18 protein-coding genes and 5 pseudogenes are annotated in these 22,662 nt (G+C 70.3%); 10 read left to right on the top strand and 13 right to left on the bottom strand.

Features of this window, described 5'->3' with window-relative positions; genetic code table 11:
* Positions 1–111: 111 nt before the first annotated feature.
* Positions 112–2,268 carry a SpoIIE family protein phosphatase gene (locus ACIA8X_RS44985; protein WP_393459617.1) on the bottom strand — a complete coding sequence of 719 codons (2,157 nt, stop codon included), beginning with the start codon at positions 2,266–2,268 and terminating at the stop codon, positions 112–114.
* 528 nt (positions 2,269–2,796) lie between these two features.
* Between ACIA8X_RS44985 and ACIA8X_RS44980 the strand changes: the two genes are divergently transcribed.
* Positions 2,797–4,269, top strand: a complete 1,473-nt coding sequence (locus ACIA8X_RS44980) for an aminotransferase class I/II-fold pyridoxal phosphate-dependent enzyme (protein WP_393459620.1) — start codon at positions 2,797–2,799, stop codon at positions 4,267–4,269.
* Between the two features lie 86 nt (positions 4,270–4,355).
* Here the strand turns inward: ACIA8X_RS44980 and ACIA8X_RS44975 are convergent, their stop codons facing one another.
* Entirely contained in the window at positions 4,356–4,514 is a 159-nt protein-coding gene (locus ACIA8X_RS44975; RefSeq protein WP_393459623.1) for a hypothetical protein, read from the bottom strand.
* Between the two features lie 382 nt (positions 4,515–4,896).
* Here ACIA8X_RS44975 and ACIA8X_RS44970 point away from each other — a divergent pair, with 382 nt between their 5' ends.
* Positions 4,897–5,853: an LLM class F420-dependent oxidoreductase gene (locus ACIA8X_RS44970; RefSeq protein WP_393459626.1), complete on the top strand. Its 957-nt coding sequence runs from the start codon at positions 4,897–4,899 to the stop codon at positions 5,851–5,853.
* 88 nt (positions 5,854–5,941) lie between these two features.
* Here the strand turns inward: ACIA8X_RS44970 and ACIA8X_RS44965 are convergent, their stop codons facing one another.
* The 6 genes from ACIA8X_RS44965 to ACIA8X_RS44940 form a co-directional block, all read right to left on the bottom strand.
* Positions 5,942–7,003 (bottom strand): iron-containing redox enzyme family protein, encoded by a 1,062-nt coding sequence (locus ACIA8X_RS44965; RefSeq protein WP_393459629.1) that lies wholly within the window; start codon positions 7,001–7,003, stop codon positions 5,942–5,944.
* Positions 7,000–7,221 (bottom strand): CDGSH iron-sulfur domain-containing protein, encoded by a 222-nt coding sequence (locus ACIA8X_RS44960; protein ID WP_393459632.1) that lies wholly within the window; start codon positions 7,219–7,221, stop codon positions 7,000–7,002. The genes ACIA8X_RS44965 and ACIA8X_RS44960 overlap by 4 nt, the downstream gene beginning before the upstream one ends.
* The gene (locus tag ACIA8X_RS44955) at positions 7,205–7,888 is read right to left on the bottom strand and encodes a HemK2/MTQ2 family protein methyltransferase (RefSeq protein WP_393459635.1); all 684 of its coding nucleotides are present in this window, start codon (positions 7,886–7,888) and stop codon (positions 7,205–7,207) included. Before ACIA8X_RS44955 ends, ACIA8X_RS44960 begins: the two co-directional genes overlap by 17 nt.
* 1,405 nt (positions 7,889–9,293) lie before the next feature.
* On the bottom strand, positions 9,294–9,467 hold the full coding sequence (locus ACIA8X_RS44950; protein ID WP_393459638.1) for a hypothetical protein: 174 nt from the start codon (positions 9,465–9,467) through the stop codon (positions 9,294–9,296).
* Between the two features lie 228 nt (positions 9,468–9,695).
* Positions 9,696–9,923, bottom strand: a complete 228-nt coding sequence (locus ACIA8X_RS44945) for a DUF6480 family protein (protein WP_393459641.1) — start codon at positions 9,921–9,923, stop codon at positions 9,696–9,698.
* Positions 9,924–10,128: 205 nt separating this feature from the next.
* Positions 10,129–10,551: a CBS domain-containing protein gene (locus ACIA8X_RS44940; RefSeq protein WP_393459644.1), complete on the bottom strand. Its 423-nt coding sequence runs from the start codon at positions 10,549–10,551 to the stop codon at positions 10,129–10,131.
* Between the two features lie 815 nt (positions 10,552–11,366).
* On the opposite strand from ACIA8X_RS44940, the pseudogene ACIA8X_RS44935 reads away from it, so the two are divergent.
* The 3 genes and pseudogenes from ACIA8X_RS44935 to ACIA8X_RS44925 form a co-directional block, all read left to right on the top strand.
* Positions 11,367–12,449, top strand: a pseudogene (locus tag ACIA8X_RS44935) (FAD-binding oxidoreductase); the annotation flags it as partial.
* A 220-nt stretch (positions 12,450–12,669) separates the two neighbouring features.
* Positions 12,670–14,493 (top strand): thiamine pyrophosphate-requiring protein, encoded by a 1,824-nt coding sequence (locus tag ACIA8X_RS44930; RefSeq protein ID WP_393459647.1) that lies wholly within the window; start codon positions 12,670–12,672, stop codon positions 14,491–14,493.
* A 56-nt stretch (positions 14,494–14,549) separates the two neighbouring features.
* Positions 14,550–14,866: pseudogene (locus ACIA8X_RS44925) on the top strand (enolase C-terminal domain-like protein); the annotation flags it as partial.
* A gap of 439 nt (positions 14,867–15,305) precedes the next feature.
* Here ACIA8X_RS44925 and ACIA8X_RS44920 read toward each other — a convergent pair.
* Positions 15,306–16,085, bottom strand: a complete 780-nt coding sequence (locus ACIA8X_RS44920; RefSeq protein WP_393459650.1) for an Fpg/Nei family DNA glycosylase — start codon at positions 16,083–16,085, stop codon at positions 15,306–15,308.
* Between the two features lie 539 nt (positions 16,086–16,624).
* On the opposite strand from ACIA8X_RS44920, the gene ACIA8X_RS44915 reads away from it, so the two are divergent.
* Both ACIA8X_RS44915 and ACIA8X_RS44910 read left to right on the top strand, forming a co-directional pair.
* Positions 16,625–17,014 (top strand): hypothetical protein, encoded by a 390-nt coding sequence (locus ACIA8X_RS44915; protein WP_393459653.1) that lies wholly within the window; start codon positions 16,625–16,627, stop codon positions 17,012–17,014.
* Between the two features lie 214 nt (positions 17,015–17,228).
* A pseudogene (locus tag ACIA8X_RS44910) lies at positions 17,229–17,603 on the top strand (DUF6766 family protein); the annotation flags it as partial.
* Positions 17,604–17,788: 185 nt separating this feature from the next.
* On the opposite strand, the gene ACIA8X_RS44905 reads toward ACIA8X_RS44910, so the two are convergent.
* A complete protein-coding gene (locus ACIA8X_RS44905; protein ID WP_393459725.1) occupies positions 17,789–18,022 on the bottom strand; it encodes a hypothetical protein in 234 nt (77 codons plus the stop codon).
* A gap of 216 nt (positions 18,023–18,238) precedes the next feature.
* On the opposite strand from ACIA8X_RS44905, the gene ACIA8X_RS44900 reads away from it, so the two are divergent.
* Positions 18,239–19,768: an FAD-dependent oxidoreductase gene (locus tag ACIA8X_RS44900; RefSeq protein WP_393459656.1), complete on the top strand. Its 1,530-nt coding sequence runs from the start codon at positions 18,239–18,241 to the stop codon at positions 19,766–19,768.
* A gap of 292 nt (positions 19,769–20,060) precedes the next feature.
* Here the strand turns inward: ACIA8X_RS44900 and ACIA8X_RS44895 are convergent.
* The 3 genes and pseudogenes from ACIA8X_RS44895 to ACIA8X_RS44885 form a co-directional block, all read right to left on the bottom strand.
* A pseudogene (locus ACIA8X_RS44895) lies at positions 20,061–20,261 on the bottom strand (potassium transporter TrkA); the annotation flags it as partial.
* Between the two features lie 638 nt (positions 20,262–20,899).
* On the bottom strand, positions 20,900–21,088 hold the full coding sequence (locus ACIA8X_RS44890; protein WP_393459659.1) for a DUF1648 domain-containing protein: 189 nt from the start codon (positions 21,086–21,088) through the stop codon (positions 20,900–20,902).
* 21 nt (positions 21,089–21,109) lie between these two features.
* Complete coding sequence (locus ACIA8X_RS44885; protein WP_393459662.1) at positions 21,110–21,553, bottom strand: hypothetical protein; 444 nt, start codon at positions 21,551–21,553, stop codon at positions 21,110–21,112.
* Between the two features lie 226 nt (positions 21,554–21,779).
* On the opposite strand from ACIA8X_RS44885, the pseudogene ACIA8X_RS44880 reads away from it, so the two are divergent.
* A pseudogene (locus tag ACIA8X_RS44880) lies at positions 21,780–22,330 on the top strand (cation:proton antiporter); the annotation flags it as partial.
* Positions 22,327–22,464 (top strand): hypothetical protein, encoded by a 138-nt coding sequence (locus tag ACIA8X_RS44875; protein ID WP_393459665.1) that lies wholly within the window; start codon positions 22,327–22,329, stop codon positions 22,462–22,464. The pseudogene ACIA8X_RS44880 and the gene ACIA8X_RS44875, both read left to right, overlap by 4 nt.
* Positions 22,465–22,662: the final 198 nt, after the last annotated feature.

The raw sequence follows: 22,662 nt of genomic DNA, 5'->3' as shown, positions 1-22,662 counted from the left end.
TTCCCCAGCCGGCCGGCCCGAAGCACGCAGCGACGTGCCCTTCCACCGCCTGGCCTGCAGGGCCGGACAGGCTGCGGGGAACCCGGCCCGCGCGGATGAACCACCGCCGAGTCACCTCTGCCGCCGATCGCCGGTTGCGTCGTGCAGCACGAGGAGTGCGATGTCGTCGGTACGCCGCTCGGCTGCCCCGGCCTTCCTGAGCAGGTTGTCGATGAGCAGGTCCAAGTCCCGGTCGTCAGCCTGGGCGAAGTGGTGTGCGAGGTGTGCGATGGACTCGTCGAGGTCGACCCCCGGTGTTTCGATGAGGCCGTCGGTGTAGAAGGCGATCATCAGGCCCGGGGTGAGCGGGATCTCGGTCAGGGGGAAGTCGGCGTCGGGGTCGATTCCGAGGAGTGGTCCGGGCGGGACGACAGCGGGCCGGGTGGCGCGATCGGGCAGACGCAGAAGGGGTGGCGGGTGGCCGGCGCTGGCCACGCACAGGCGTCGGCGGGCGAAGTCGAGGTGGGCGTAGAGGCAGCTGGTGAAGAGGTCGGGGGCGAGGTCGGTGAGGAGCCGGTTGGTTCTGGCAAGGACCTGGTCGGGGGGCGTTCCGAGGGTCGCGTGGGAGTAGACACCGGTGCGGACCTGGCCCATCAGAGCCGCGGCGGCGACGTTGTGGCCCTGGACGTCGCCGATGACGGCCGCGGCGTCGGTGTCGCCGAGCCGGATCAGGTCGTAGAAGTCCCCGCCGATGTCCATGCCCCGGGTCGCGGGCAGGTAGCGGGCGGCGACGCGCAGACCGGTGATCTCGGGAAGGGTGCGCGGGAGCAGTGCCTGCTGGAGGCCGTGGGCGAGCTCGTGTTTGGTGTCGTAGAGGCGGGCGCGGTCGAGGGCCTGAGCGATGAGCCCGGCGAGCGACGTCATGACGGCGCGCTCCTCGGCCGGGAACGCGCGGGGGTGGTCGTAGGAGAGGACGCAGCAGCCGACGGGGCGGCCGGAGATGATCAGCGGCAGGAAGGCCCATGCCTGCTTTCCGCTGATCTGAGGGGCCTCGGGGTACATACGGCGCATCTCCTCCGGATCGGAGAAGAAGGCGGGGATGCCGTTGCTGAGGGCACGCCCGGCCGGGGTGAAGTCGGTGTCGAGGGGCAGACCGTCGAGACGCTCGATGATGTGGGGGTCGTAGCCGCGGTATCCGGTGATCCGCAGGCGGCCGGCCTCGGCGGTGGACAGGACCAGGCCCCGGGCGCCGAAGGCGGGCATGATCTGGTCGGCGACCAGGGCGATGACGTCCTGGACTCCGACGACCTCGGTCAGTCCGGCGGCCAGGTGGGTGAGCTGGTAGAGCCCGCCCGCGCGAGCCGGAGTGACGGCACGCGTGGACTGGCTCGGCGCCGGTGACGGCGGGGGCCGTGCCCCGCTGGGAACGATGCGGACGCTGATGCCGCTGGGGTCCGGGTAGAGGTGGAACTCCAGCCACTGGTCCGGTGGGCGGCACGCGGTGAACGACACGGGCTCGCGGCTGATCACCGCGGCACGGTAGCGGTCCTCGTAGGTCGGATCGTCGAGCCAGCGCAGCGACTGCCACGGCACAGTGCCCAGCAGCCGACCGGCCTCGCAGCCCAGCAGTTCACAGGCACCGGAGCTGACGTAGGTGAACTGCCCTTCGAGGCTCAGCGCACAGCTTCCGCCGGGCAGGCGCTCCGCGAAGTCGGCGGCGGCCATTGTCGCGCTCCCGCTCCCGCCGCCGGTTGCGAGCGGGACGACGCGAGGCCGGTCATCGCCGGGCAGGGAGCTTCCGTCGTCGCCGTACAGGGACCTTCCGTGCTCGACGGCTTCCTCCAGCAGCCGGGCCAGACGCCCGCAACTGGCCGCGATGTGACCACGCTCGCGCCCGGTCATGTACGGCGGACGGGTGGCCGGCCACATCAGCAGCAGCGCTCCCCACCTGCGGGCGCCTGTGACCGGCGCGGCGACCAGAGCCAACGGGTAGGGAAGCACCACCGCCGTGCGCGGATAGGAGCGGGCCATCTCCTCCTGGCTGCCCACCCACACCAGGCGGTCCTCACGGACCGCGACGGCCACCGGCGCCAGAGCGGCCATCGGTACCCTCGCCCACGGCGCGGCGAACTCGGCCGGCACCCCGCACACCACGTCCAGCCACAACAGCTGCTCATCCGGCGCGAGCAGATACAGCGCGCCGATGGACGCGCCGGTTCGACGCACCGTCTCCGCGAACACGGCATCCAGCTCAGCGATGTCGGCGACCGGATCACCCGCGCTGGTCACGAGGCACCTCCAGCATCGCGAGGGATTCGCGGATGGCCGGACCGGCCCTCCGTGCTCCTCAGAGGCGCGGCAATGCGCACGTCGGGCTTACCCGAACTCGCCCCTACGTGGACGCTACGCCCCTGGGAGGTGGTCGGCACGCCGTCGCCCCGCGCAGGCTCCCCGCGGATGCGGGCGGAGCGCACGGCGAGCACGGACCATGTGGTGCCGGGCTTTCTGCCCTTCGACCCGTGCGGGCAATCGGACCCTCCACTTCGCGTGCGCACCGGCAGCAGAAGACCGTGCTGCACATCGGCCACCGGAAGGACCGCATCAGTGATCGGCGTCACGCAAGACCCCTCCAACCCCGACCGCAGGAGGAGTAATGGCGAACAACACGGCCACCGCCTCAACTACCGGGCCGGCCCGGGCCGGACTGGGCAAGGCACGCGTCCCCGGGGGCCCGCCCGAAGCGTGCGGCGGTCGGGCCCCTCCACGGTCTGGGACCTGGCCTGCATGCCGGCCGGCGTCGAGGGAACCCGGCGCCCCATGGGTGCAGACCACGCCGAAGCTCCGATTCTCGAAGCGCTCGCCCGGTATCAGGACGCGGACGAGCTGGGCTTCACGCCCCCAGGCCACAAACAGGCCCGCGGAGCGGATCCACGCGCCCGCGCGGTGCTGGGCGATGCCGTCTTCTTCGGGGATGTCCTTGCCAACGGTGGCGCGGACGACCGGCTCACCCGAGGCCGGGTACTGGCGCGGGCCGAGAACCTCATGGCGGACGCGGTCCACGCGGAGCACACGTTCTTTTCGACATGCGGCAGTTCCCTCTCGGTGAAGGCCGCCATGCTGGCGGTGACCTGCCCCGGCCACCGGCTCCTCGTCGGGCGCGACGCGCACAAGTCGGTGGTGGCCGGACTCATCCTGTCCGGTGTCGAGCCGGTGTGGGTGGAACCCCAGTGGGACGCGGACCGGCACATCGCCCATCCGCCCTCCACCGCCTCCTACGACGAAGCATTCACCGAGCATCCGGACGCCGACGGTGCCCTGGTCACCAGCCCCACACCCTACGGAGCCGCGGCCGACCTCGCGGGCATCGCCGACGTCTGTCACCGGCTCGGCAAGCCGCTCATCGTGGACGAGGCGTGGGGAGCGCACCTGCCCTTCCACACCGAACTGCCGGCGTGGGCCATGGACGCGGGCGCCGACATCTGCGTCACCAGCATCCACAAGATGGGCAGCGGACTGGAACAGGGCTCCGTGTTCCACCTCCAGGGCGATCTCATCGATCCCGCCGAACTGGCCTCGCGGGCCGACCTCCTCGGCACGACCAGCCCGAACGTCCTGATCTACGCCGGCATCGACGCCTGGCGCCGGCAGATGGTCCAGCACGGTCACGAACTCATCGGCCGGGCCCTGGAGTTGGCCGCACGCACCCGCACGGCCATCGAGGCGATCGAGGGCCTACACGTCAACGACGCGAAAGACTTCCGCGGTCCCGGCCTCGCAGCCGACTTCGACCCGCTCCCGGTCGTCATCGACATCAGCGAACTGGGCACCAGCGGCTACCGGGCGGCAGACTGGCTTCGGGAGCACCATCACATCGACGCCCACCTGTTCGACCACCGGCGCATCAGCGCGCAGCTCACCCATGCCGACGACGAGCGGACCACGGAACGGCTCCTCACGGCCCTACGCGATCTGGCCGACCACGCCGCCGAGCAACGGGACGCCCCGCAAGTCGACGTCCCCTCCCCGGCCGACCTGCTGATGGACCAGGTACGCCTGCCGCGGGACGCCTATTTCGCGGGACACACGGAGGTCCCCACGACCGAAGCGGTCGGCAGGATCGCCGCCGAGATGATCACGCCCTACCCACCCGGCATCCCCGTGGTCCTGCCCGGCGAACGCCTGACGGAACCGGTACTGAAGTACCTGCTCACCGGAGTCGAGGCCGGTATGTTCCTCCCGGACGCGGCCGACCGGCGCCTGGGCACCGTACGGGTCGTCGCGGAACCCTGACCGGTGCCCCGCGCGGGCCCACTGCCGAAGCGGCCGAGCGGCACGGCGGCGCGGCGCCGGATTTCCGGCGGCTCCGCGGCTGCGCCCTACACCCCGAACCGGGCCCGCAGACAGCGTCGCAACTCCTCGGCGTACGGCACGACGACACCCAATCCGATCACGCAGGCAAGCCCCGCAAGGTACCCGGCCGGCAGCGGGCGTTCCTTCGGCAGCAGACGCCAGTCCTGCGGATTCGATCGGTACACCGGCCTCGGTCATCATCAGCGCGTGGATCGCGGACTCCTTGGTCCCGCTGCCACCCACAGGGGGAGAATCCCGAGCAGCAGGAACCGGCGGGCGGCGGCCTCGACATCGGTCGAGTCCGGCATCGAGTGCGGCCCGGGCCGCAGCTCGTCGTCCCGCTGCCGCTGCCGCTGCCGCCAAACCTTCCGGGGCAGAAAGCGCGCTGCTCCCAGGACACCTCCTGTCGACGCACGATCCGGGACCTTCCGACCCCGCGCGATCCGCCTCCCAGTACCCTCCCTCGCGCCCAGGACACCCGCACGCCGTTGTTAGGCCCGCAGGGTCGCCGGGTACTCGGCAGCGCGTTCGCGGAACCGCCGCCACACGCTTCACCTGGGAGAGACGATGCCCGAGTTCGGATACTTCCTGTCGTGCGAGGAACACAGCCCGGCAGAACTCGTCGAGCAGGCCCGCATGGCCGAGCAGGCCGGCTTCGACTCTCTCTGGATCTCGGACCACTACCATCCCTGGAACGACCGGCAGGGCCAGAGTCCGTTCGTGTGGACGGTGATCGGCGCCCTGTCCCAGGCCGTCTCGCTGCCCGTGGAAACGGCCGTGACCTGTCCCATCATGCGTACCCATCCCGCGGTGATCGCGCAGGCGGCCGCCACCAGCGCCGCCCAGCTCGGCGGCCGGTTCCGGCTGGGCGTCGGCACCGGCGAGGCCCTCAACGAGCACATCCTCGGCACCCACTGGCCCGAGGCACCCGTACGCCTGGAAATGCTGGAGGAAGCGCTCCAGATCATCCGCAAGCTGTTCACCGGCGAGCAGACAAGCCACTACGGCAAGCACTACACAGTGGAGAACGCCCGTCTGTACACCCTGCCCGACGAGCCGGTGCCCATCGATGTCTCGGCCTTCGGACAGCAGGCCGCCGAGGTCGCGGCACGGATCGGCGACGGTCTGATCACGATGATGCCCGACACCGCCTTGGTCGAGCGCTTCCGTCGCGGTGGCGGCGGTACCAAGCCGGCGTACGGCGGACTCAAGGTGTGCTGGGGCACGGACCGGCGGGAGGCGCTCCGCACCGCGCACCACCTGTGGGCCAATGAGCAACTGCCCGGGGAACTCCCGCAGATCCTGCCGACCCCGCGCCATTTCGAGCAGGCGTCCGAGTCGGTCACCGAGGACCAGGTGGCGGCCGCCGTCCCGTGCGGGGACGATCCGGACGCGCACATCGAGGCCCTGACCGCGTTCGTCGACGCGGGGTTCGACACCGTGTACGTCAACCAGATCGGCAAGGACCAGCAGGGCTTCTTCGACTTCTACCGCACGAAGATCCTGCCGCGACTGCGCGACTGACAGCCCTGTGACAGCACCGGATGGGCGGCGGAGGCCGTGGATCAGCCCGCAGACACGACGGGGCTCGCTCTCGTCGTGATCGACATGGTCAACACATACGAGCACGAGGACGCCGAGCTGCTGCGGCATGCGCGGGCCGGGGCGCGTGCAGCACCGTGCCGCCGTCGCGCCACGCACCGAGCAACCTGTCCGCCAGGCGGTTCTCAAGATGAGTGGTCGCGCGGACCCCGAACACCACGTCGGTCTCCAGGTGCGGTTCGCTCTCCAGGAGCCCGCCGACGACCTCGTGCCGTACGACCTGCTCGTGCACGGCGTCCGCCTCCACGTGCTCGGCATAGAACCGTACGGCCGCCGGGCCCGCGCCCACGCGTCGCATGGCCTCGGCGAGTCGGCGCGAGGCCGGCGACGACGTCACCTCGACGGCGGCGAAGTGTCCGACGAGCGCCGCGCGCCGCGCTCGGTGCAGACCGAGCAGCGACATCAGGTTGACGGTGGCCAGTGCCTCGGCGGGTGCCGCGTCAACGTAGTGTCCGTACGCCGTGTCCAGCCCCAGGTCCGCCATGAGGTCGGCGAACAACTGCGCGTGGATCTCGTCGGGACGGCCCGCTCCGAACTCGTCGAACTCCACGGCGACCATGGCCGCCTTGGCCCGGCCGTGGAGCCGCGGGAGGACCCAGGCGTGCGGGTCAGCTTCCTTGAGGTGGTACAGCGAGCGCAGTGCCGCGTATTCACGCAGGTGATCGAGATTGCCTTGGTCGCGGAGGAAGTGCGAGACGCTGCCCGAGCCGTCCACCGGTTCGACCTGGAGCTCGTCCAGCACCTGCCGGGCCGTGTCGGTGCCGTCGATCGGCACATCCTTGCGCAACGCGCCGAGGAAGCGGTCCTCGATCGCTCCTCGGCGGGCCAGCAGACCGCTGTCCCACTCCAGGTCGTCGGGCACGCCCTGGAAGCCCTGGTAGTGCAGCTCGTAGAGGACGTAGAGCGCGAGTTGCAGGTCGTCGCCGTACGGAGAACAGTGCACCGGGGAGGGAACTCTGCCGGGGTCCGATCCCCGCAGGAGGGCCGTCACGGCGGCGGAGAGCGCCCCGCGCGGCTCGGGCAACGGCGGTGACGGGCGCCGCGACTGCTGTCGGGGGCCGGAGTGGTTCATACGGCTCCGCCTTCGCCGGGTCGCCTGTCGCGGCAGCGGTGGCTGGTGTCGCACCAGGGGAAGACCCGGCTGCGACGGCATGTGCAGACGGCCACGGTGAAGCGGGTCGAGACCCTCACCTCGCCGTCCTCACCCACCACCTCGACCGGCCCTTCGATGAGCAGAGGTCCGTCGCGCTGGACGCGGACGCGGCGGGGGCGTTCAGATGCGTTCGGCACGGATCACCACCAGCTCCTCCGTCGTATCGTCGGCGGTCAGCCCTTGCTCGCGCAGCCAGGCGAGCCGTGAGCGCAGTACGCGCCCGAAGGGCAGGCAGGTCCGGTCGACGACCTCCGCGCGCAGACTTGCCTTCTCCAGCCGGGTCAACGTCGCGCCGATGCCGCACAGGTGCGAGTGCACCATCAGCAGGGTCCCCGTCGGCCGCAGGAACGTCGGCGCGGTGTCGCAGATGCGGTCGATCAGCAGCCGTCCGTTCGTTCCGGCGTCCCAGGCTCTGGAGTGGCCCCGAGCCGACATGCGGCCAGGGGCGGGTGCGGGTACGTAAGGCGGATTGGAGATCACCAGGTCGAAACGACGGCCGGGCACGGCCGCCGTCAGGTCACCGTGGTGCACGCGCAGCGTCTGGCGGTTCAGCCGCGCGTTCAACCAGGCGGCGGCGATGGCCCGCCAGGAGATGTCGACGGCCGTGACCCGTCCGCCGAGGCGGGCCGCCGACACCGCGAGCATGCCGCTTCCGGTACCCAGATCCAGTACGTCCGTCGCCGCGGTGACCCCTTCGCGACGCATCGCCCGCTCCAGGAGCCGGGTGTCGCTCTGCGGTGGATAGACGCCCGGGGGAACCCAGCAGAGAAGCCGGGGGGCGGTCGTGAGGGCCTCTGCTGTCATGGGCACCTCCCTCAGCCGGTCTCTGCGACGACAGCGGAATTAGATCCGGGCGACCTCGCCGACCCGCCGCAGTGCACCTCGGGTACCCCTTGGCAGCAGACGTAACGATGGCGAACAGCCCTCTTGCACCCAGGAGGGGATCTCTGAGGCTGCCAAACAGCGTGACGTCGCTCTCAGTGGGTGCGTCCCGTCCCTGGTGTGGCACTTGCCGTGCCATGAGTGGATGCGTAGGGCGGCGCGGGCCGTCCGGTGCCGGAACCCGGCTCCCGTACCGGCGGTGCGGCGGGCGTGGGCGAGGCCGGGGCCCGAGCGGGATCCGGCGGTGCAGGCGGACAAGGGGGCGCTGGCCGCCTGGTTGGTGGCTCAAGACCCCGATGGCGTTGGCGCGACGCCCGCTCCGCGCTGGAGTACGCGGCACGTGAGGCGCAGGAGGTCCTTGCCGCGGTGGCCGACGACCTGGCCACCGGCGAGTGGGACGCCCATGCGGCCCGGGAGTGGCACGAGCGCGTGCTGCGCGTGGGCGACCCGGTGGACCAGGGCGGTCCGCGATCGGCTGGAGTCAGCAGAGCATGCGCGGCACTCCGCGTGGGCGCGCCGCGAGCGGACTCCTTCCCCGCGCGGCAAGGCGTACGCCGATGCGCTGGACGTGCTCGACCACGTCGCCGTCCATACAGCAGGTGTGACCCGGGCCGTACGGGAGACCGCCAACAGGAGGAGGGCGGGTACTCCGGCCGCGGGGTCACCCGTGCCTACGCGGCTTCCTGCGCGATACAGCGCGTGTCATCCGGCTGTACGGTCAGACCCGGTTCCCCCGAGCGGCAGCGACGAACGCGCCGCCGAGCAGCTACGCGAGGCGGTCGGGGGAACTCCGCCGCCCGCTCGACAAGTTCCGCCAACAGCTGCCAGAGGCCGTGCCCGACGACCCGGACGCCCTGGTGATCTACGGAACCCTGCCGGCCCAGGCACATCGCCTGACCGATCAACTCGTCCAGGACTGACGCCGCCGACCGCGGCAGGGGGACGGTCGCTTCTGCGGTGCCATGCCTGGTGGGAGGGCGCGCACGGCATCCCCGCGACCCACGGAATGGCCGAACGAGTCGGCAGGCGGGGGCCGGCAGCCATGTCGGGGGACGCTCACCGCTTCTCCGGTGTGGTGGCAGTCCATGCAGGGGCCGTGGCCGTTCTGTACCTGAACGGGTTCGGCGAAAGCCGCGTCCGCATCGGTCGACGCCATGATCTTCCGAGTGCCCCGTGCGTCGGCGATCATCACGGCCGGCCTTGACCGCGCGGACGGCGAACAGCGGCCAACGACGGGTAGCCCCTCGGGGGGAGGTCCGTGGCGCAATACGGGGCACGCGGTCGCACGGCCCAGGTCGGGCGCAGGGTTCGGCGCCGACAGGGGGGCTCAGTCCTCGCCGCGGACGACGTTCCAGTCGTCTCCCCAGCGTTTTTGTCCGTCGTCGCCGGTGATCGTCGCGCGTACGCAGGTGCGTATGCGCTGCCTGTGCACACGGCGTGCGGTGGCCCAGCCCGTCTCTGCTCGCCGGATGGTGGTCGTCTTCTTGGTTTCCGTCGTCATGGCGGTTCATCGTCCTTCTGTGTCCGGCCCGTTGCGGTCCGGTCTCCCACCCCCGTACCTCTCATCGAGTCTCCGCTGGGCGCCGCGGGAAACGCTGTCGGCTCGTGGACATCCGAACCAGGGGCGCAGCGAGGGGTGACTCACGCGTCCTACGCAACGGGCACTCGGTGAAGTTCGGGCCTGCCTTCTGAGGTAGCTGCCTCCGAGTGCGATCGCTGCCCGTGAAAACTAGACGATCAGAGCCACCGCCATGGCGATCAGCCCGATCGCCACCAGCGCGACCACCACCATGATCAGGGTGAGTGGCATCGGTCCCCAGCCCTTGCGCAGTTCGGGCTGCGGATGGGAGATGCCTGAGGTGCTGCCGGCCTCGGCGGGAGGGGTCTCACCGGGTGGCACCCCGCCGCCGGGTTCGAGTCCCGGAGTTCGCCTTGGCTCGGGATCAGGGCTCGTCATGGCATGCGCTCCTTTCGGCTCCGGATGGGGCTCCGGTCGGTTGGCCGGATGACCTTGGATCCGCCTCGATGAGGCTCGGACGTCATGGGCTCCCCGCGCCTGACATAGTCCTGCCTCCACCTCCATCCTTTCGTCGAGGCGAGGGGGCTCGATTGTTGTCGTTACGCCGATGGGAACTGACGACCTGTCAAGGGTGCTGGTCCTTTCACTGGTTGGGCTCCGCGGCGCTGATGTCGCCCAGAGCCGAGTCGGGATCGCGCTCGATGGCCAGGTCACCGATGGAGACGATGCCCACCGCGTGATGTCCTTCGTCGACCACTGGTACACGCCGCACGGAATGCTCACGCATCACGTGCACCGCGCGGCCCAGGTCGTCGTCGGGCCCGACCGTCACCAGGTCCTCGCTGCATGCGGTGGCCACGGTCGTCCGGCCCGGGTCACCACCCCCGGCCACCGCGCGAACCACGAGGTCACGGTCGCTGACCAGCCCGCGTAGCTCACCGCCCTCGGTGACCAGAACGGCGCCGATGTCCTCGTCTCGCATCATCTGGGCCACCTCCGTCACCGAGGTCAGAGGTTCGACGGTCACCGGGTCCGTCGTCATGACGTCGCGTACATGTTGAGTCATGGGAACATCCCTCCGTGGGAGTGGGGCGGTGCTTGTCACTGCCGCGCAGCCACCGAGTACCCGCGTTGACCGGCTCCCACGTCCTCATCCGGTGGGGACTCAGCGGGTGTCTGTCGTTCGATCGGCCACGCCTGTTTCATGGGCGGTCTTCTTGCGTGGCGTCGGCGGCTTGCTACGGCGCCGTCGACTTCGCCGGCGGTCTCTGATCCCGTCGAGTCCACTTCGCTGTCGTCACGTTCCTGGGCCAGGTGGGTGGCCTGCTCCTCGCACTGGTCGCCGTGTGTGGCGCCTGCGGAGTGGGTGAGGTCCGATCTGCTGTGGGGTGCGCTGTCCGGTGTGGCGTGTGGTTTCTGGGCGACCGACCCAAGCCGCGCCCAGGCCGCGCGCTGCCGCCCGGGTGTTCGACGTCCTGGTGGTGGTCCTTGGCTGCCCTGAAGCGACAGGGCAGCCGACACCGTCGCCCGCCCTGCTCCAAGGCCGCGGCAGGGGCCCGTTGCGCTCGATCCAGGCACCGCCTACGAGCAGGTCGACGGCAAGATCCAACCGCACTGCCGAACGACGCCGCGCGGATCCTCGGGCACGGAGCCGATCACGGGCGGCCAAGCCCAGGAGGAGGGCCGCCCTGCGGCGGGTGGCATGCAGGGCGGACAGGGCGGGGCAGGTCCCGCCACACCCGGGCCGGATGGCAGGGATCCGAAGAATGCCCTATTGCACTCGCCAAGGTCGGGTACTCGGGAGCGGCACCGGGCGGAGAGCCGCTCTCTACGGCCCGATGCCGCGCACGGTCAACGGCTCGGGAAGGCGGTTTTCCTCTGATGACTCGCACCCCCTTGGACACCTCCGGGGCGGACGTGGCCGGGCTGGAAGCGGCGCTGCGTGACGCCGTGGACGCCGAGGTCCGGTTCGACGCGGGCAGCAGGGGCGCCTACGCCACCGACGGCTCGAACTACCGTCAGGTGCCGGTCGGCGTCGTGATACCTCACAGGGTGGAAGCCAGGGCGCAAGCCGTACAGGTGTGCGCCCGCTTCGGAGCCCCGGTCCTGCCACGGGGAGGCGGCACCAGCCTCGCACCGAGGACGTCCACGCACAGCCATTGCGCGCTCGGCGGCATGATCGGCAACAACTCGTGCGGGGCGGCCGCGCAGGCGTACGGCCAGACCGTCGACAACGTACGCCGACTGGAAGTGCTCACTTACGACGGCACCCGGATGTGGATCGGGCCGACCTCGCAGGCCGAGCGGGCACGGATCGCCGCCGAGGGCGACCGCCGCGCCGAGCTGTACGCGGGCCTGGACCGCATCGTCACGGAGTATCTCGCCGACATCCGGCGCGGCTACCCGAAGATCCCGCGCCGGGTCTCCGGCTACAACCTCGACTCCTTACTGCCCGAGAACGGCTTCGACGTGGCCAGGGCACTGGTCGGCAGCGAGGGCACCCTGGTGACCGTGCTGCACGCCGAGCTCGACCTGGTGCCGGTGCCGGCCTACCAGTCGCTCCTCGTCCTCGGCTACGACGACATCTGTACGGCCGCCGACGACGTCCCCCGCCTGCTGGAGCACTGCGACCCGAGCCAACTGGAGGCCCTGGACGGGCGCATGGCCCAGCTGATGTGCGAGAAGGGCGCCCACCTGGAGTCCCTGGAAGTTCTGCCGGCGGGCGACAGCTGGCTGATGGTGCAGTTCGGCGGCTACAGCCAGGACGACGTCGACGAGCAGGCGAACGGTCTGCTGCGCGCCGTCGCCCGGGCCGAGAAGGACGGCGATGTCGCCTTCTCCGACGACATCGAACGCGAGCAGCGGATGCTCAAGGCGCGCGAGGCCGGGCTCGGCGTCACCGCGCGCCCGCCCGACGACCGGGAGACGTGGGAGGGCTGGGAGGACTCGGCCGTCCCGCCCGACGGCACCCTCCCGAGCGAGCACCCCGAACGCCTGGCCCGACGCCCCGGCCACCCCTCCCGAACCGCTCGGTGGGCGACCACCGCGGGCGCCACCGTCCTCACGGCTGCCGCCGCGGCGGCAGCCGGCCGAGCCACCCTGCACTCGCTGCGCCGCCCCCGGCCCCGCACATAGCCCCGCCCCCCGGCCCGTCCTGCACGCACCACCAGAAAGGTCTGCGCACATGTCGAAGAAGGTCTCCGACCACGTCCTCGAGCGCCTGCGCGAGTGGGGAGTGGAGCACGTCTTCGCCTACCCCGGCGACGGCATCAACGGTCTGCTCGCGGCCTGGGGCCGCGCCGACGACAACCCCCGGTTCATCCAGTCGCGCCACGAGGAGATGTCCGCCTTCGAAGCCGTCGGCTACGCCAAGTTCTCCGGCAGGGTCGGCGTCTGCGCCGCCACTTCCGGGCCCGGCGCCATCCACCTGCTCAACGGCCTGTACGACGCCAAGCTCGACCACGTACCCGTCGTCGCGATCGTCGGGCAGACCAACCGCAGCGCCATGGGCGGCTCCTACCAGCAGGAGGTCGACCTGGTGAGCCTGTACAAGGACGTCGCCTCCGACTTCTGCGAGATGGTCACCGTCCCCGAGCAACTGCCAGGCGTGCTGGACCGGGCGATGCGCACCGCCATGGCCCGCCGCTCGGTCACGGCTGTGATCATCCCCGCCGACGTGCAGGAACTGGACTACTCGCCGCCCGAGCACGCCTTCAAGATGGTCCCCTCCAGCCTCGGCATGCCGCACTACGCGCCGGTACCGGGCGACGAGGACCTCACCCGTGCCGCCGAAGTGCTCAACGCGGGCGAGAAGGTCGCGATCGTCGTGGGGCAGGGCGCCCGCGGGGCTCGTCAGGAGGTCATGGCCCTCGCCGACCGGCTCGGCGCCGGGGTGGCCAAGGCGCTGCTGGGCAAGGACGCCCTCGACGACGAACTCCCGTATGTCACCGGCTCCATCGGCCTGCTGGGCACCCGGCCCTCGTACGAGCTGATGACCGGCTGCGACACCCTACTCGTCATCGGCTCGTCCTTTCCCTACACCCAGTTCCTGCCGGAGTTCGGGCAGGCGCGGGCCGTGCAGATCGACATCGACCCGCACATGGTCGGCCTGCGCTACCCCTTCGAGGTCAACCTGGTCGGCGACGCCCGTGAGACGCTGACCCGGCTGCTGCCGCTGCTCGACGCGGCGAAGGACCAGGGCTGGCGCAAGAAGATCGAGAAGGACACCGCCCGCTGGTGGGAGGTCATGCAGCGGCGTGCCGCCGTCGACGCCGACCCGGTCAACCCCGAGTACGTCGTGCACGCGCTGAACGACCTGCTGCCGGAGAACGTGATCCTGTCCGCCGACTCCGGCTCGGCCGCCAACTGGTACGCCCGGCACCTGAAGCTGCGCGGCGCCATGCGCGGCTCGCTGTCCGGCACCCTCGCCACCATGGGGCCCGGGGTGCCGTACGCGATCGGCGCGAAGTTCGCGCACGGAGACCGTCCGGCCATCGCGCTCGTCGGTGACGGGGCGATGCAGATGAACGGCATGGCCGAGCTGATCACCATCGCCAAGTACTACCGGGAGTGGGACGACCCGAGGCTCATCGTGGCCGTGCTGAACAACCAGGACCTCAACCAGGTCACCTGGGAGATGCGCGCCATGGAGGGCGCCCCCCAGTTCGAAGCCTCCCAGTCGCTCCCCGACTTCCCCTACGCCGATGTCGCCCGCCTGGCCGGGCTGGACGGCCAGCGCATCGAGAAGCCGCAGGACGTCCGGGGCGCCTGGGAAACGGCGCTGGCCGCCGACAGGCCCTGCGTGCTGGACTTCGTGACCGATCCGGCCGTGCCGCCCATCCCGCCGCACGCCACCCTCGATCAGATCGAAGCCGCCGCGACCTCGATCCTCAAGGGCGACAGCGACCGTGCGGGCATGGTTCGCCAGGGCTTCAAGGCCAAGATGCAGGAGTTCCTGCCTGGTCACCGCCACCGCGAGGACCGGCCCGGTGCGGGGCCCGGCCAATGAGCGACACCCCGGGCGTGGAACGGGTGGACACCGCTGAGTTCACCGTGCCCACCGACTTCCAGCACATGCTTGCCGCGGGCGCCGTGGACTGCCTGCAGGCCGACATCACCCGGTGCGGCGGCGTCACCGTCCGGCTGCGGACCGCTGCCCTCGCCCAGGTCCGTGGCACCGAGATCTCCGGCACTGCGCCCCGCACGCGCACGCCGCCGCGGTCCCCAACCTGCGCCACCTGGAGTGGTTCCACGACCGCGTTCGCATAGAGCGCATCCTCTCCGACGGAGTCCTCGCCCCGACGGACGGCGCCCTCACCCCCGGCGCCGACGGCACACCCGGCCTCGGCCTCACCCTCAACACGGAGCGGGCACGGCCCTAGGCCACCCTGTCCAGCCACCCCGCCGCCGCCTCAGCCCTCGCAGCAGGTATCGGAGCCACGGCGGCGGCCCTGCTGAAAAGGCGCGCCCACACCTCGTCAGGAAAACAAGCATGACTCCAGGTCCGACGACACCCACCAGCCTGGTCCAGGAGGCAACCCGCATCCACAGCACGGACGTTGCAGCGGCGTGGAGGGCACGGCGAGCGCGTCGCGGCCGACCGCGAGGGCGAAACCGTGCAGGCTCCGGCCGCCGCCGCCCGACCGGACGAGCAGGTGGAGCGGCGACCGAAAGCCCGACGAACCTGCCCAGACACTCCTGGCGGGGTACTGAGCGACACCTTGAACTACGGGATCCTGGCGCTGACCGGCCACACCGCCGGCCGAAGATCTCCTGCCATAACGGATCGCGTGCAGCAGACCGGGTTCACAGGGCACACCGTCAGCTCTGACACTGCGGGCACCAGACCGTACGGCGTCCGGCAACGCGAGTCGAACGCAGGGAATTGCCGCAGCGTGGACACAGCGGTTCGCTGTCGTCCCTACGTCCCGTGAGCCAGGAGCGTCGTGGCGGCACGCACGCGGCAGGCACCGATGCCGCAAGGACACGACCCATCGCCGCGTAGATACGCCGAAGGGATTTCTCGTTCAGGTTCCGCGCCGGATTCCGAGGGGCGACACGAGCACGCCAGAGGATCTCGTCGCACAGGAGGTTTCCGAGACCCGCGATGACGGACTGGTCCATCAGCGCACTCTTGACGCCACCTCGTCGTCCCGACAGCAGTTCCAGGAACTCCTCTCGGTCCACGGCCAGGGCGTCCGGGCCGAGGCCCTCCAGAATCCGGTCGACGGCAGCGTTGCCGGCCAACTGCACGCCCTGTAGCTTGCGTTGATCGCGATAGCACAGATTCCGATCACCATCGAGCGTCAGCACGACGCGGTCATGCGCTTCGATCGCTTCCTCCCGAGCACAACACCGCAGTGATCCTGTCATGCCGAAATGAAAGACAAGTGTCGGGCCACCGTCCGCCGGCACAAAAAGCCATTTCCCGTGACGCCACGCCTCCCCAAGGCGCCTCCCCTTCAATTCTCTCCGCAGCCGTTTCTCCGTGACACCCCGCAGAACTCCGGCGTCCCGCACGTCGATGTCCGTGACGGACCGGCGCCGACTGCAAGTCAACAGGACCTGGCGGAATCCTTCGACATCCGGAAGTTCGGGCATGTTTCCTCTTCGGCTCTCCGATACCTGTACGGGACAATCCCACGCACCCGGCGCGTCAGAATGCGTGTGCTTTCCGGCCCCCGGCGGGCGCGAGCGCGTGGATCAGTTGGTCGCGGTTCATCGAGGACCTGCCCGCGAAGTCCGCGGTCTTCTTGCCCCGGAGCCTCGACGGGCGCCGGCACCCGTCTCCTTCCCACCGGCCTTGGGGCCTATGGTCCGTTCCACGCTCGCCTGCAGCGCCTCCACCAGCTCGACGGCGTGGGTCGACTTCGGCGGCGGCGCCGCCTTTCCGAATGTCAGCACTCCGCTCCATACGGCACGCGCCATCGTCCTCACCTCCCACCCGTCCATCGCACCCCGCCCCTGCTCTGATCGCATCCGCACACCAGGGACGAGACGCACTCGCTGACCGCGACTTCGCTCATCCCCGCCGGTCGATCGGCCGGGAGGGGGAAGGCGGTGCGCGCTGGCCTCTCAGGTGCGGTTCCTTGCGGTGTACTGCCGTTTGGAGGTGGGCGGATGGCGGGCGAGCGTGCGGTGTGACGGTGTGCGTCCTGCTGGCCGTCGGCGCTGTCGCTGGGTGCGGCACGGTCGCGGAGCGGCGGGCCGATGTGCACGACACGGTGGCTGTGTTCGAGCAGGCCCTCGGAGACGGTGCCTACGACCGTGGATGCGCCCTTCTGGCGCCGGGCACGGCGGAGGAGCTGGAGCAGTCGGCCGACAGCCCGTGTGCGCAGGCGCTGCGTGAGGAGTCTCCGCGGCCGGGCGGTGCCGTGCGACGGACGGATGTCTACGGCAACCAGGCACGGGCGGTGCTCTCCGCCGACACCCTGTTCCTCTCCCGTTTCGCCACCGGCTGGAAGGTCGTGGCTGCCGGCTGCGAGCCACGGCCGCAGCAGCCGTACCAGTGCCGGATCAAGGGCGGGTGAGGTGTGAGAATCATGTTCGTCGTCGTGCTCGGGATCGTCGTGGTGGGTCTCGCCTACCTGGCGGCCCTGGGACTGATGCACCGATGACCGGGCGCGAAGACGTGAGGGGTTTCCTGCGGGACAACGGGCTCGGGCTGTTCTTCACCGTCGGGTTCCTGCTGGCCCTGGTCGGGCAGGCGATCGCAGGCCACGCCGACTTCACTTCGCGGTCGACGTGTCCGAGAACTGGCAGTCGGAGTACCTGCAGTTCTTCCTGTACGTCGGCGTGACGGTCTGGTTACTGCAACGCGGTTCCCCGGAATCCAAGGAACTGCACAAGGGCGGCATCGAGTCCGACGAGGAGCAGCTGGTCGGCGCATACGCCAGGGAGGGCTCGCCCAAGTGAGCCAGGGCCGGCGGATGGCGCCGCGCGGTCTACTCGCACTCCCTGCTGCTGGTCATGGGGACGATCTTCCTGCTGTCCTGGCTGGTCCAGTCGATCACCGGCGTGGCCGCCTACGACGAACAGCGGCTACGGCAGCTACAGGCCCCGCTGAGCTGGGCCGACCACCTCGGCTCGGCGGATTTATGGAACCGCACACTGCAGAACTGGCAGTCCGAGCTCTTGGCCGTCGCCTCCATGGCCGTCCTGTCGATCAACCTGGAAACGGCTGCCAGAGCGCGTAGAGCCCCTGAAGCCGGCCCCGGGGTTCCCCGGGGCCGGCTTCAGGGGCTTGCTGTCGCCGCCGGGGATGAATGGGCCGGGCCCAGGGGGTTCCCGGTCGGCGCCGGGAATCAGCCGCTCAAGCGGCTGCGCAGCAGCGCCTTGCCCATATCGGCGCCCTTGCGGCTGTCAGCCTGTGCCTTGGTGAACAACTCGACCAGTTGCTCGTCCTTCTCCCGCTCGGCGTCCTTGATGTACGTGTCCAGCCGGAGGGCGTTGTCCAGGCAGCTCTCGACGTACCAGAGGAGGTTGTAGTCCTTGTCGGGGGTTCCGGTGATGGCTCCGGTCTCCTGGGTGCTGGCCATCGTCGCATCACTCCGTTGCGTTGGGTTGAGGCGGGCGCCCGGCCCGCCGGCCTGGCCGACCGAGTACCCCCGGCCGGACAGGACGCACCTGGGAGAGCCGACCGCGATCGCGCTCACCCACCACCCGACGGGGCCCCGGCTTCTGACGTGGTTCCGGATATCACGTCCCCGTGGCGGGAACCCGGCGGCCATGAACGCTGAGACAGGGGTACGGCCATGAAAGACGCCGAGAGCGGAATCCGGAGCTCGTACTGGCTGGAGTCGGCACCGCCCGGCGAACCCGCCCCGCCGCCGTCCGGTGACCTTTCTGTGGAGGTCGCCGTGGTCGGCGGTGGCATCGCCGGGCTCAGTACGGCCTGGGAGCTGGTCCGGCAGGGGCGCGAGGTGGCGGTGCTGGAAGCGGACCGGCTGGCCGCCGGGGTCACCGGACACACCACGGCCAAGCTGACCGCTCTGCACACTCTGATCTACGACCACCTGCGCCGGACCCGCGGCCCCGAGGGTGCGCGGCTCTACGCGCTGTCGCAGAGCGAGGCGATCCGGCATGCCGCCGAGATCGTGGGGGAGCTGGGCATCGACTGCGAGTGGGAGGAAGCGGCGGCTTACACGTACGCGCAGAATCCCGCGCGGGTGGCGGAGCTGCGCGCGGAGGCGCGGGCGGCGCGGGAAGCCGGGCTGGCCGCCGAATTCGTCACGGAGACGGGGCTGCCCTTCTCGGTGGCCGGTGCGGTCCGGGTGAGCGGGCAGGCACAGTTCCATCCCCGCAAGTACCTGCTGGCGCTGGCGGACGACCTGCGCCGGCGCGGCGGCACGGTGTACGAGGGGACTCGGGTCGTGGGCCTCACCGAGGGTGAGCCCTGTGTGCTGGAGACGGACGCGGGGGTGTCGGTGCGGGCCGAGAAGGTCGTGGTCGCCACTCACTATCCCGTCTTCGACCGAGCCCTGCTGTTCACCCGGCTCTCCTCGCGCAGGGAGCTGGTCGTGGCCGGGACCATCGACGAGGACCGGGCCCCGCGCGACATGTACATCACTCCGGAGCAGGGCACCCGCTCCGTCCGCAGCGCGCCCTACGGTGACGGCAAACGCCTGCTGATCGTCACCGGCGAACACTTCACGCCCGGCACCGCCGACGTCGACAAGCGCTTCGCCCTGCTCTCCGACTGGGCCGACCACCACTTCCCCGGGCTGACGTTCACCCACCGCTGGGCCACCCAGGACAACGACTCCACCGACTCCGTGCCCCTGGTCGGGCCGCTCCACCCCGGCAGCCACCACGCCTACGTGGCCACCGGGTTCGGTGGCTGGGGTCTGAGCGGCGGCATCATGGCGGGGCGCCTGATCAGCGACCTCGTCGGCGGCCGTGAGGTGGAGTGGGCCGGTCTGTACGACCCGCGCCGCGTGGGTCCGGTGGTCCGTGAGGGGATGTCCTTCCTGAAGCACCAGGCTCAGGTCGCCCGGCACTTCATCGGCGACCGGCTGCCTGCTCTGACCGGGCCCCGGCCGGAGGACATCGCACCGGGCGACGGCGCCGTGGTGAGGCTCGGCGGACATCAGTGCGCCGTCCACCGCGACGCGAGCGGGCAGCTCCAGGCCGTGTCCGCCACGTGCACCCACCTCGGCTGCCTCGTCGCCTTCAACCGTGCTGAGCAGGCGTGGGAATGCCCCTGCCACGGTTCCCGCTTCGCCCCGGACGGCCGCATCCTCCAGGGCCCCGCGGTAAAGCCGCTGGAGAAGCGAGACCTGTGAGGCGGCACGGGATTTCCGGGGCGAACGGACGGACACCCGGACGACGCACCATCGATACCCGACCTATCGGCCATAATCACTGAAGCCGCGACCCGACCTCGCAGCGCAGAACGGGCTTCACTCAAGCTCTGTGCGCGCGAAGGCGTTCCACGTTGGACGTCCGTCCGAGCTCGACTCAACACCGTGCCCATAGCGTGCCCGTAAGAGCGGACAACCACGGTCAACAGCGGCGCGATCCAACCCGCACGACCACCCCAGCAAAAGCCATCTGCGCACGTCAGAACCGCTGCAGCCGCTCATCCGGCTCGGCCGTGTCGAGCGCCAGAACCCGCCAGGCGCCGGGGCGGAATGATTCCGCGATCGTGTGCCCCTCCAACTGCGGGTTTCCGGCGACATTGAGGGCAGCGAAGAGCAGCACGCGGCGTTCGACAGGTACGGCGCCGAGAATCTGACGGCCCATCATGGCTCCGGCGAAGGCGGGGCCGGCCCGGTGCCCGGCCGGGACGACGAGCGTGACCCACTCCCGGTACACCGCCGTGAGCTCGGCTGCCAGCCTCTCGGCGAGCGCGTCGTCACCGCACACGATCATGCGCCTCGGCGGCGGAACCCCCGGCGTCGGCTGTGGGAACAGGGCCATGTCGTTCGTGACCTCCTGGTCAGAAAGCCGGTTGCCGGACAGCGGCATCCCGTGGGTGAAAACGTCCCTCACCCGTCCCTGGTCTCGGCTGACTGCAGGTTCCCCGCACCGGCCATGCTGACCACGAGCACCACGACTCCCGAGGCGACCAGGCCGCCGAGAACCCCCTGAACTGCGCCGGGTAGACACCGGAATGAGAGCCATGCCGAGTCCGCCGGCGGCAAGGTCCCTGGCAGCCACGCCAATGCGGCGAGGATCAGTAGCAAGGCGCTCAGCCCGGCCGCGATTCCCCCATGGAGGTTGAAACTCCACCCCATACCCCAGAGCTTTGATGCTCGTCGCCTCAGCTCATTGCCATACCTCGGCGGAGACGACCACTCGCTGATGGCAAGGGAACTACCTTGAAGACGACGGTGAGTTCCGGGATGTCGGCTGCGTCGGCCGCCTCCATATCCGTGGCCTCCCCCACCTTGCTGCCGCTCTATGACCGCAGTTCATGTACGCCTGCGGGTGAAGCCGTCGGCCCTGCCGTCGAGGGTGAAGTGCGTTGCCATCTGGGCAGGCAGTGAGTCCCGGAGCAGCAGGAAGGCAATGGCTGTGGCCGACGCTCCTACGGCAAAGGGCACGGTAATCAAGGCTGTGCGCCGTAAGCGGACCGTAGCTGGTCCGCGGTTGGCCGACATGGAAACTCCTTCGTCACATGTTCAGCAGCCGCGCTGTGCACGGTGCGGTTGTGTTGCGGCAGCGTCGATTCCTGCGGTGACACGGCGGTAGGCGGCGCGGGCGTGGAGGAGGCGGGCCAGCGTCGTACCCAGGAGGACGGCGCTGAACAGGCAGGTGAGCCAGAAGGCATCACGGTGTCCGGCCCAGGTGAGGCTGCCGACGGGTGGGATGGCGAAGCCGTTCAGGAAAAGCCAGCACAGGACGGCCGTGCCCGGGGCCGCGGTGAAGCGGGCGCGCAGTCCCAGCAGGGCTGCGAGCAGGGACAGAACGGCCAGGGCGAGTGAGGGCCGGTTCGGACCCACGAGCGCGTTGAGGAGCGTTACCAGCAGCAGTGCACCGCCGGACGCCGTAGCCCACACCAGCGGCGTGGCCACGGGCCTGGGAACGGGCCGTGCCCCGGTGCTGAGGGACACCCACTCGACCATGTTTGACCTTTCCTTCACGTGCCCGTCCCAGCAGGGGGCACGCCAGTCGTCGCTACGTGCCGGTCCCGGCAACCGGACAGTGATCGCTTCCTGCCGGCTCGGGACGGAGCTGGCGAAGGCCGAGTTCCAGGCGCTCGTTAGCGTGTCATTAAAGTTTGGCCAAAGAAAACAGCCGAATCAGACAAGGGGACAGCCCGGTCGGCTCGGCAACCGGGAGACCCCGGTCTTCGTCTCCAGCGACGACCCCGAGAAGCTGCTGCTGGTGGTGCTGGGCCTGACTTTGCTGGTCGCGGGGCTCGCGCAGCAGCTGCAGGTCTCGGCCGCCGTGGGGGCGTTCCTGGTCGGCATCGCCCTGTCCGGCGAGGTGGCGGAGGGCACGCACAATCTGCTCGCTCCGCTGCGGGACCTGTTGGCCGCGGTGTTCTTCGTCTTCTTCGGCCACCGGGTACTGGGCCCCGAAGCGGGCCGGGATCTCGGTCAAGGGCCGGTGGCGAGCGGGGGGACGCTGGTTGCGCGAGGTGAGTTCTCCATCGTGATCGCCGGGCTCGCCGTCACCGCCGGGATCGAACCGTCCCTGGGCCCGCTGGCCACGGCGTACGTGCTGATCCTGTGATCCTCGGCCCGCTCGCCGCGAGCTACACCGAGCCCGTCGCCCTGCGGCTGACGGGCCGTCGGGGCAAGCCCGAACCGGCGAGCCGCGTCCCGGGCGAGGGTGTGGCGTCGCCTGCGGAAGCGAATGAAGCAGTGGATGATCAGGATGCGGTCGGCCGGGCATGAGTGAGGCCGGCTGGGCGGCGCTGGCAGAGCAGGACACGGTCCTGCTGCTCGCGGCCCTCGCCGTCTACTTCGGTGGCGTCGTCGGCTTCGCCCGGAACCTGCCGAGGGTCCTGCGGCGCAGCAAAACCAAATGAATCAAGGGCTGCCGCGCGAGCCAGGAGGGCGAAGGCCGGCAGGTCGGCGGCGTGCCGCAGCGAGTCGTCACCCTTGGTGTGTGTCGCCGCCGCCCAGTCGCGTCACGGCGGTCCTGGCGACAGCCCGAGGGTGGGCTCAATCGCCCGACGTCTGTCCCCGGCGCGGCACCTGCGGCGACATCGCGGCCGCGGCCTCCG

This window comes from Streptomyces sp. NPDC051738 (assembly GCF_044453205.1).
Taxonomy (GTDB): Bacteria; Actinomycetota; Actinomycetes; order Streptomycetales; family Streptomycetaceae; genus Streptomyces.
This window is presented reverse-complemented; position numbering and strand designations above follow the sequence as displayed.

Excerpts from the sequence above, each read along its gene's own strand:
- ACIA8X_RS44980 (WP_393459620.1), top strand. The coding sequence starts at position 2,797 with ATGGGTGCAGACCACGCCGAAGCTCCGATTCTCGAAGCGCTCGCCCGG.
- ACIA8X_RS44970 (WP_393459626.1), top strand. The coding sequence starts at position 4,897 with ATGCCCGAGTTCGGATACTTCCTGTCGTGCGAGGAACACAGCCCGGCA.
- ACIA8X_RS44965 (WP_393459629.1), bottom strand. The coding sequence starts at position 7,003 with ATGAACCACTCCGGCCCCCGACAGCAGTCGCGGCGCCCGTCACCGCCG.
- ACIA8X_RS44955 (WP_393459635.1), bottom strand. The coding sequence starts at position 7,888 with ATGACAGCAGAGGCCCTCACGACCGCCCCCCGGCTTCTCTGCTGGGTT.
- ACIA8X_RS44950 (WP_393459638.1), bottom strand. The coding sequence starts at position 9,467 with ATGACGACGGAAACCAAGAAGACGACCACCATCCGGCGAGCAGAGACG.
- ACIA8X_RS44945 (WP_393459641.1), bottom strand. The coding sequence starts at position 9,923 with ATGACGAGCCCTGATCCCGAGCCAAGGCGAACTCCGGGACTCGAACCC.
- ACIA8X_RS44940 (WP_393459644.1), bottom strand. The coding sequence starts at position 10,551 with ATGACTCAACATGTACGCGACGTCATGACGACGGACCCGGTGACCGTC.
- ACIA8X_RS44930 (WP_393459647.1), top strand. The coding sequence starts at position 12,670 with ATGTCGAAGAAGGTCTCCGACCACGTCCTCGAGCGCCTGCGCGAGTGG.
- ACIA8X_RS44920 (WP_393459650.1), bottom strand. The coding sequence starts at position 16,085 with ATGCCCGAACTTCCGGATGTCGAAGGATTCCGCCAGGTCCTGTTGACT.
- ACIA8X_RS44905 (WP_393459725.1), bottom strand. The coding sequence starts at position 18,022 with ATGGCCAGCACCCAGGAGACCGGAGCCATCACCGGAACCCCCGACAAG.
- ACIA8X_RS44900 (WP_393459656.1), top strand. The coding sequence starts at position 18,239 with ATGAAAGACGCCGAGAGCGGAATCCGGAGCTCGTACTGGCTGGAGTCG.
- ACIA8X_RS44890 (WP_393459659.1), bottom strand. The coding sequence starts at position 21,088 with ATGTCGGCCAACCGCGGACCAGCTACGGTCCGCTTACGGCGCACAGCC.
- ACIA8X_RS44885 (WP_393459662.1), bottom strand. The coding sequence starts at position 21,553 with ATGGTCGAGTGGGTGTCCCTCAGCACCGGGGCACGGCCCGTTCCCAGG.
- ACIA8X_RS44875 (WP_393459665.1), top strand. The coding sequence starts at position 22,327 with ATGAGTGAGGCCGGCTGGGCGGCGCTGGCAGAGCAGGACACGGTCCTG.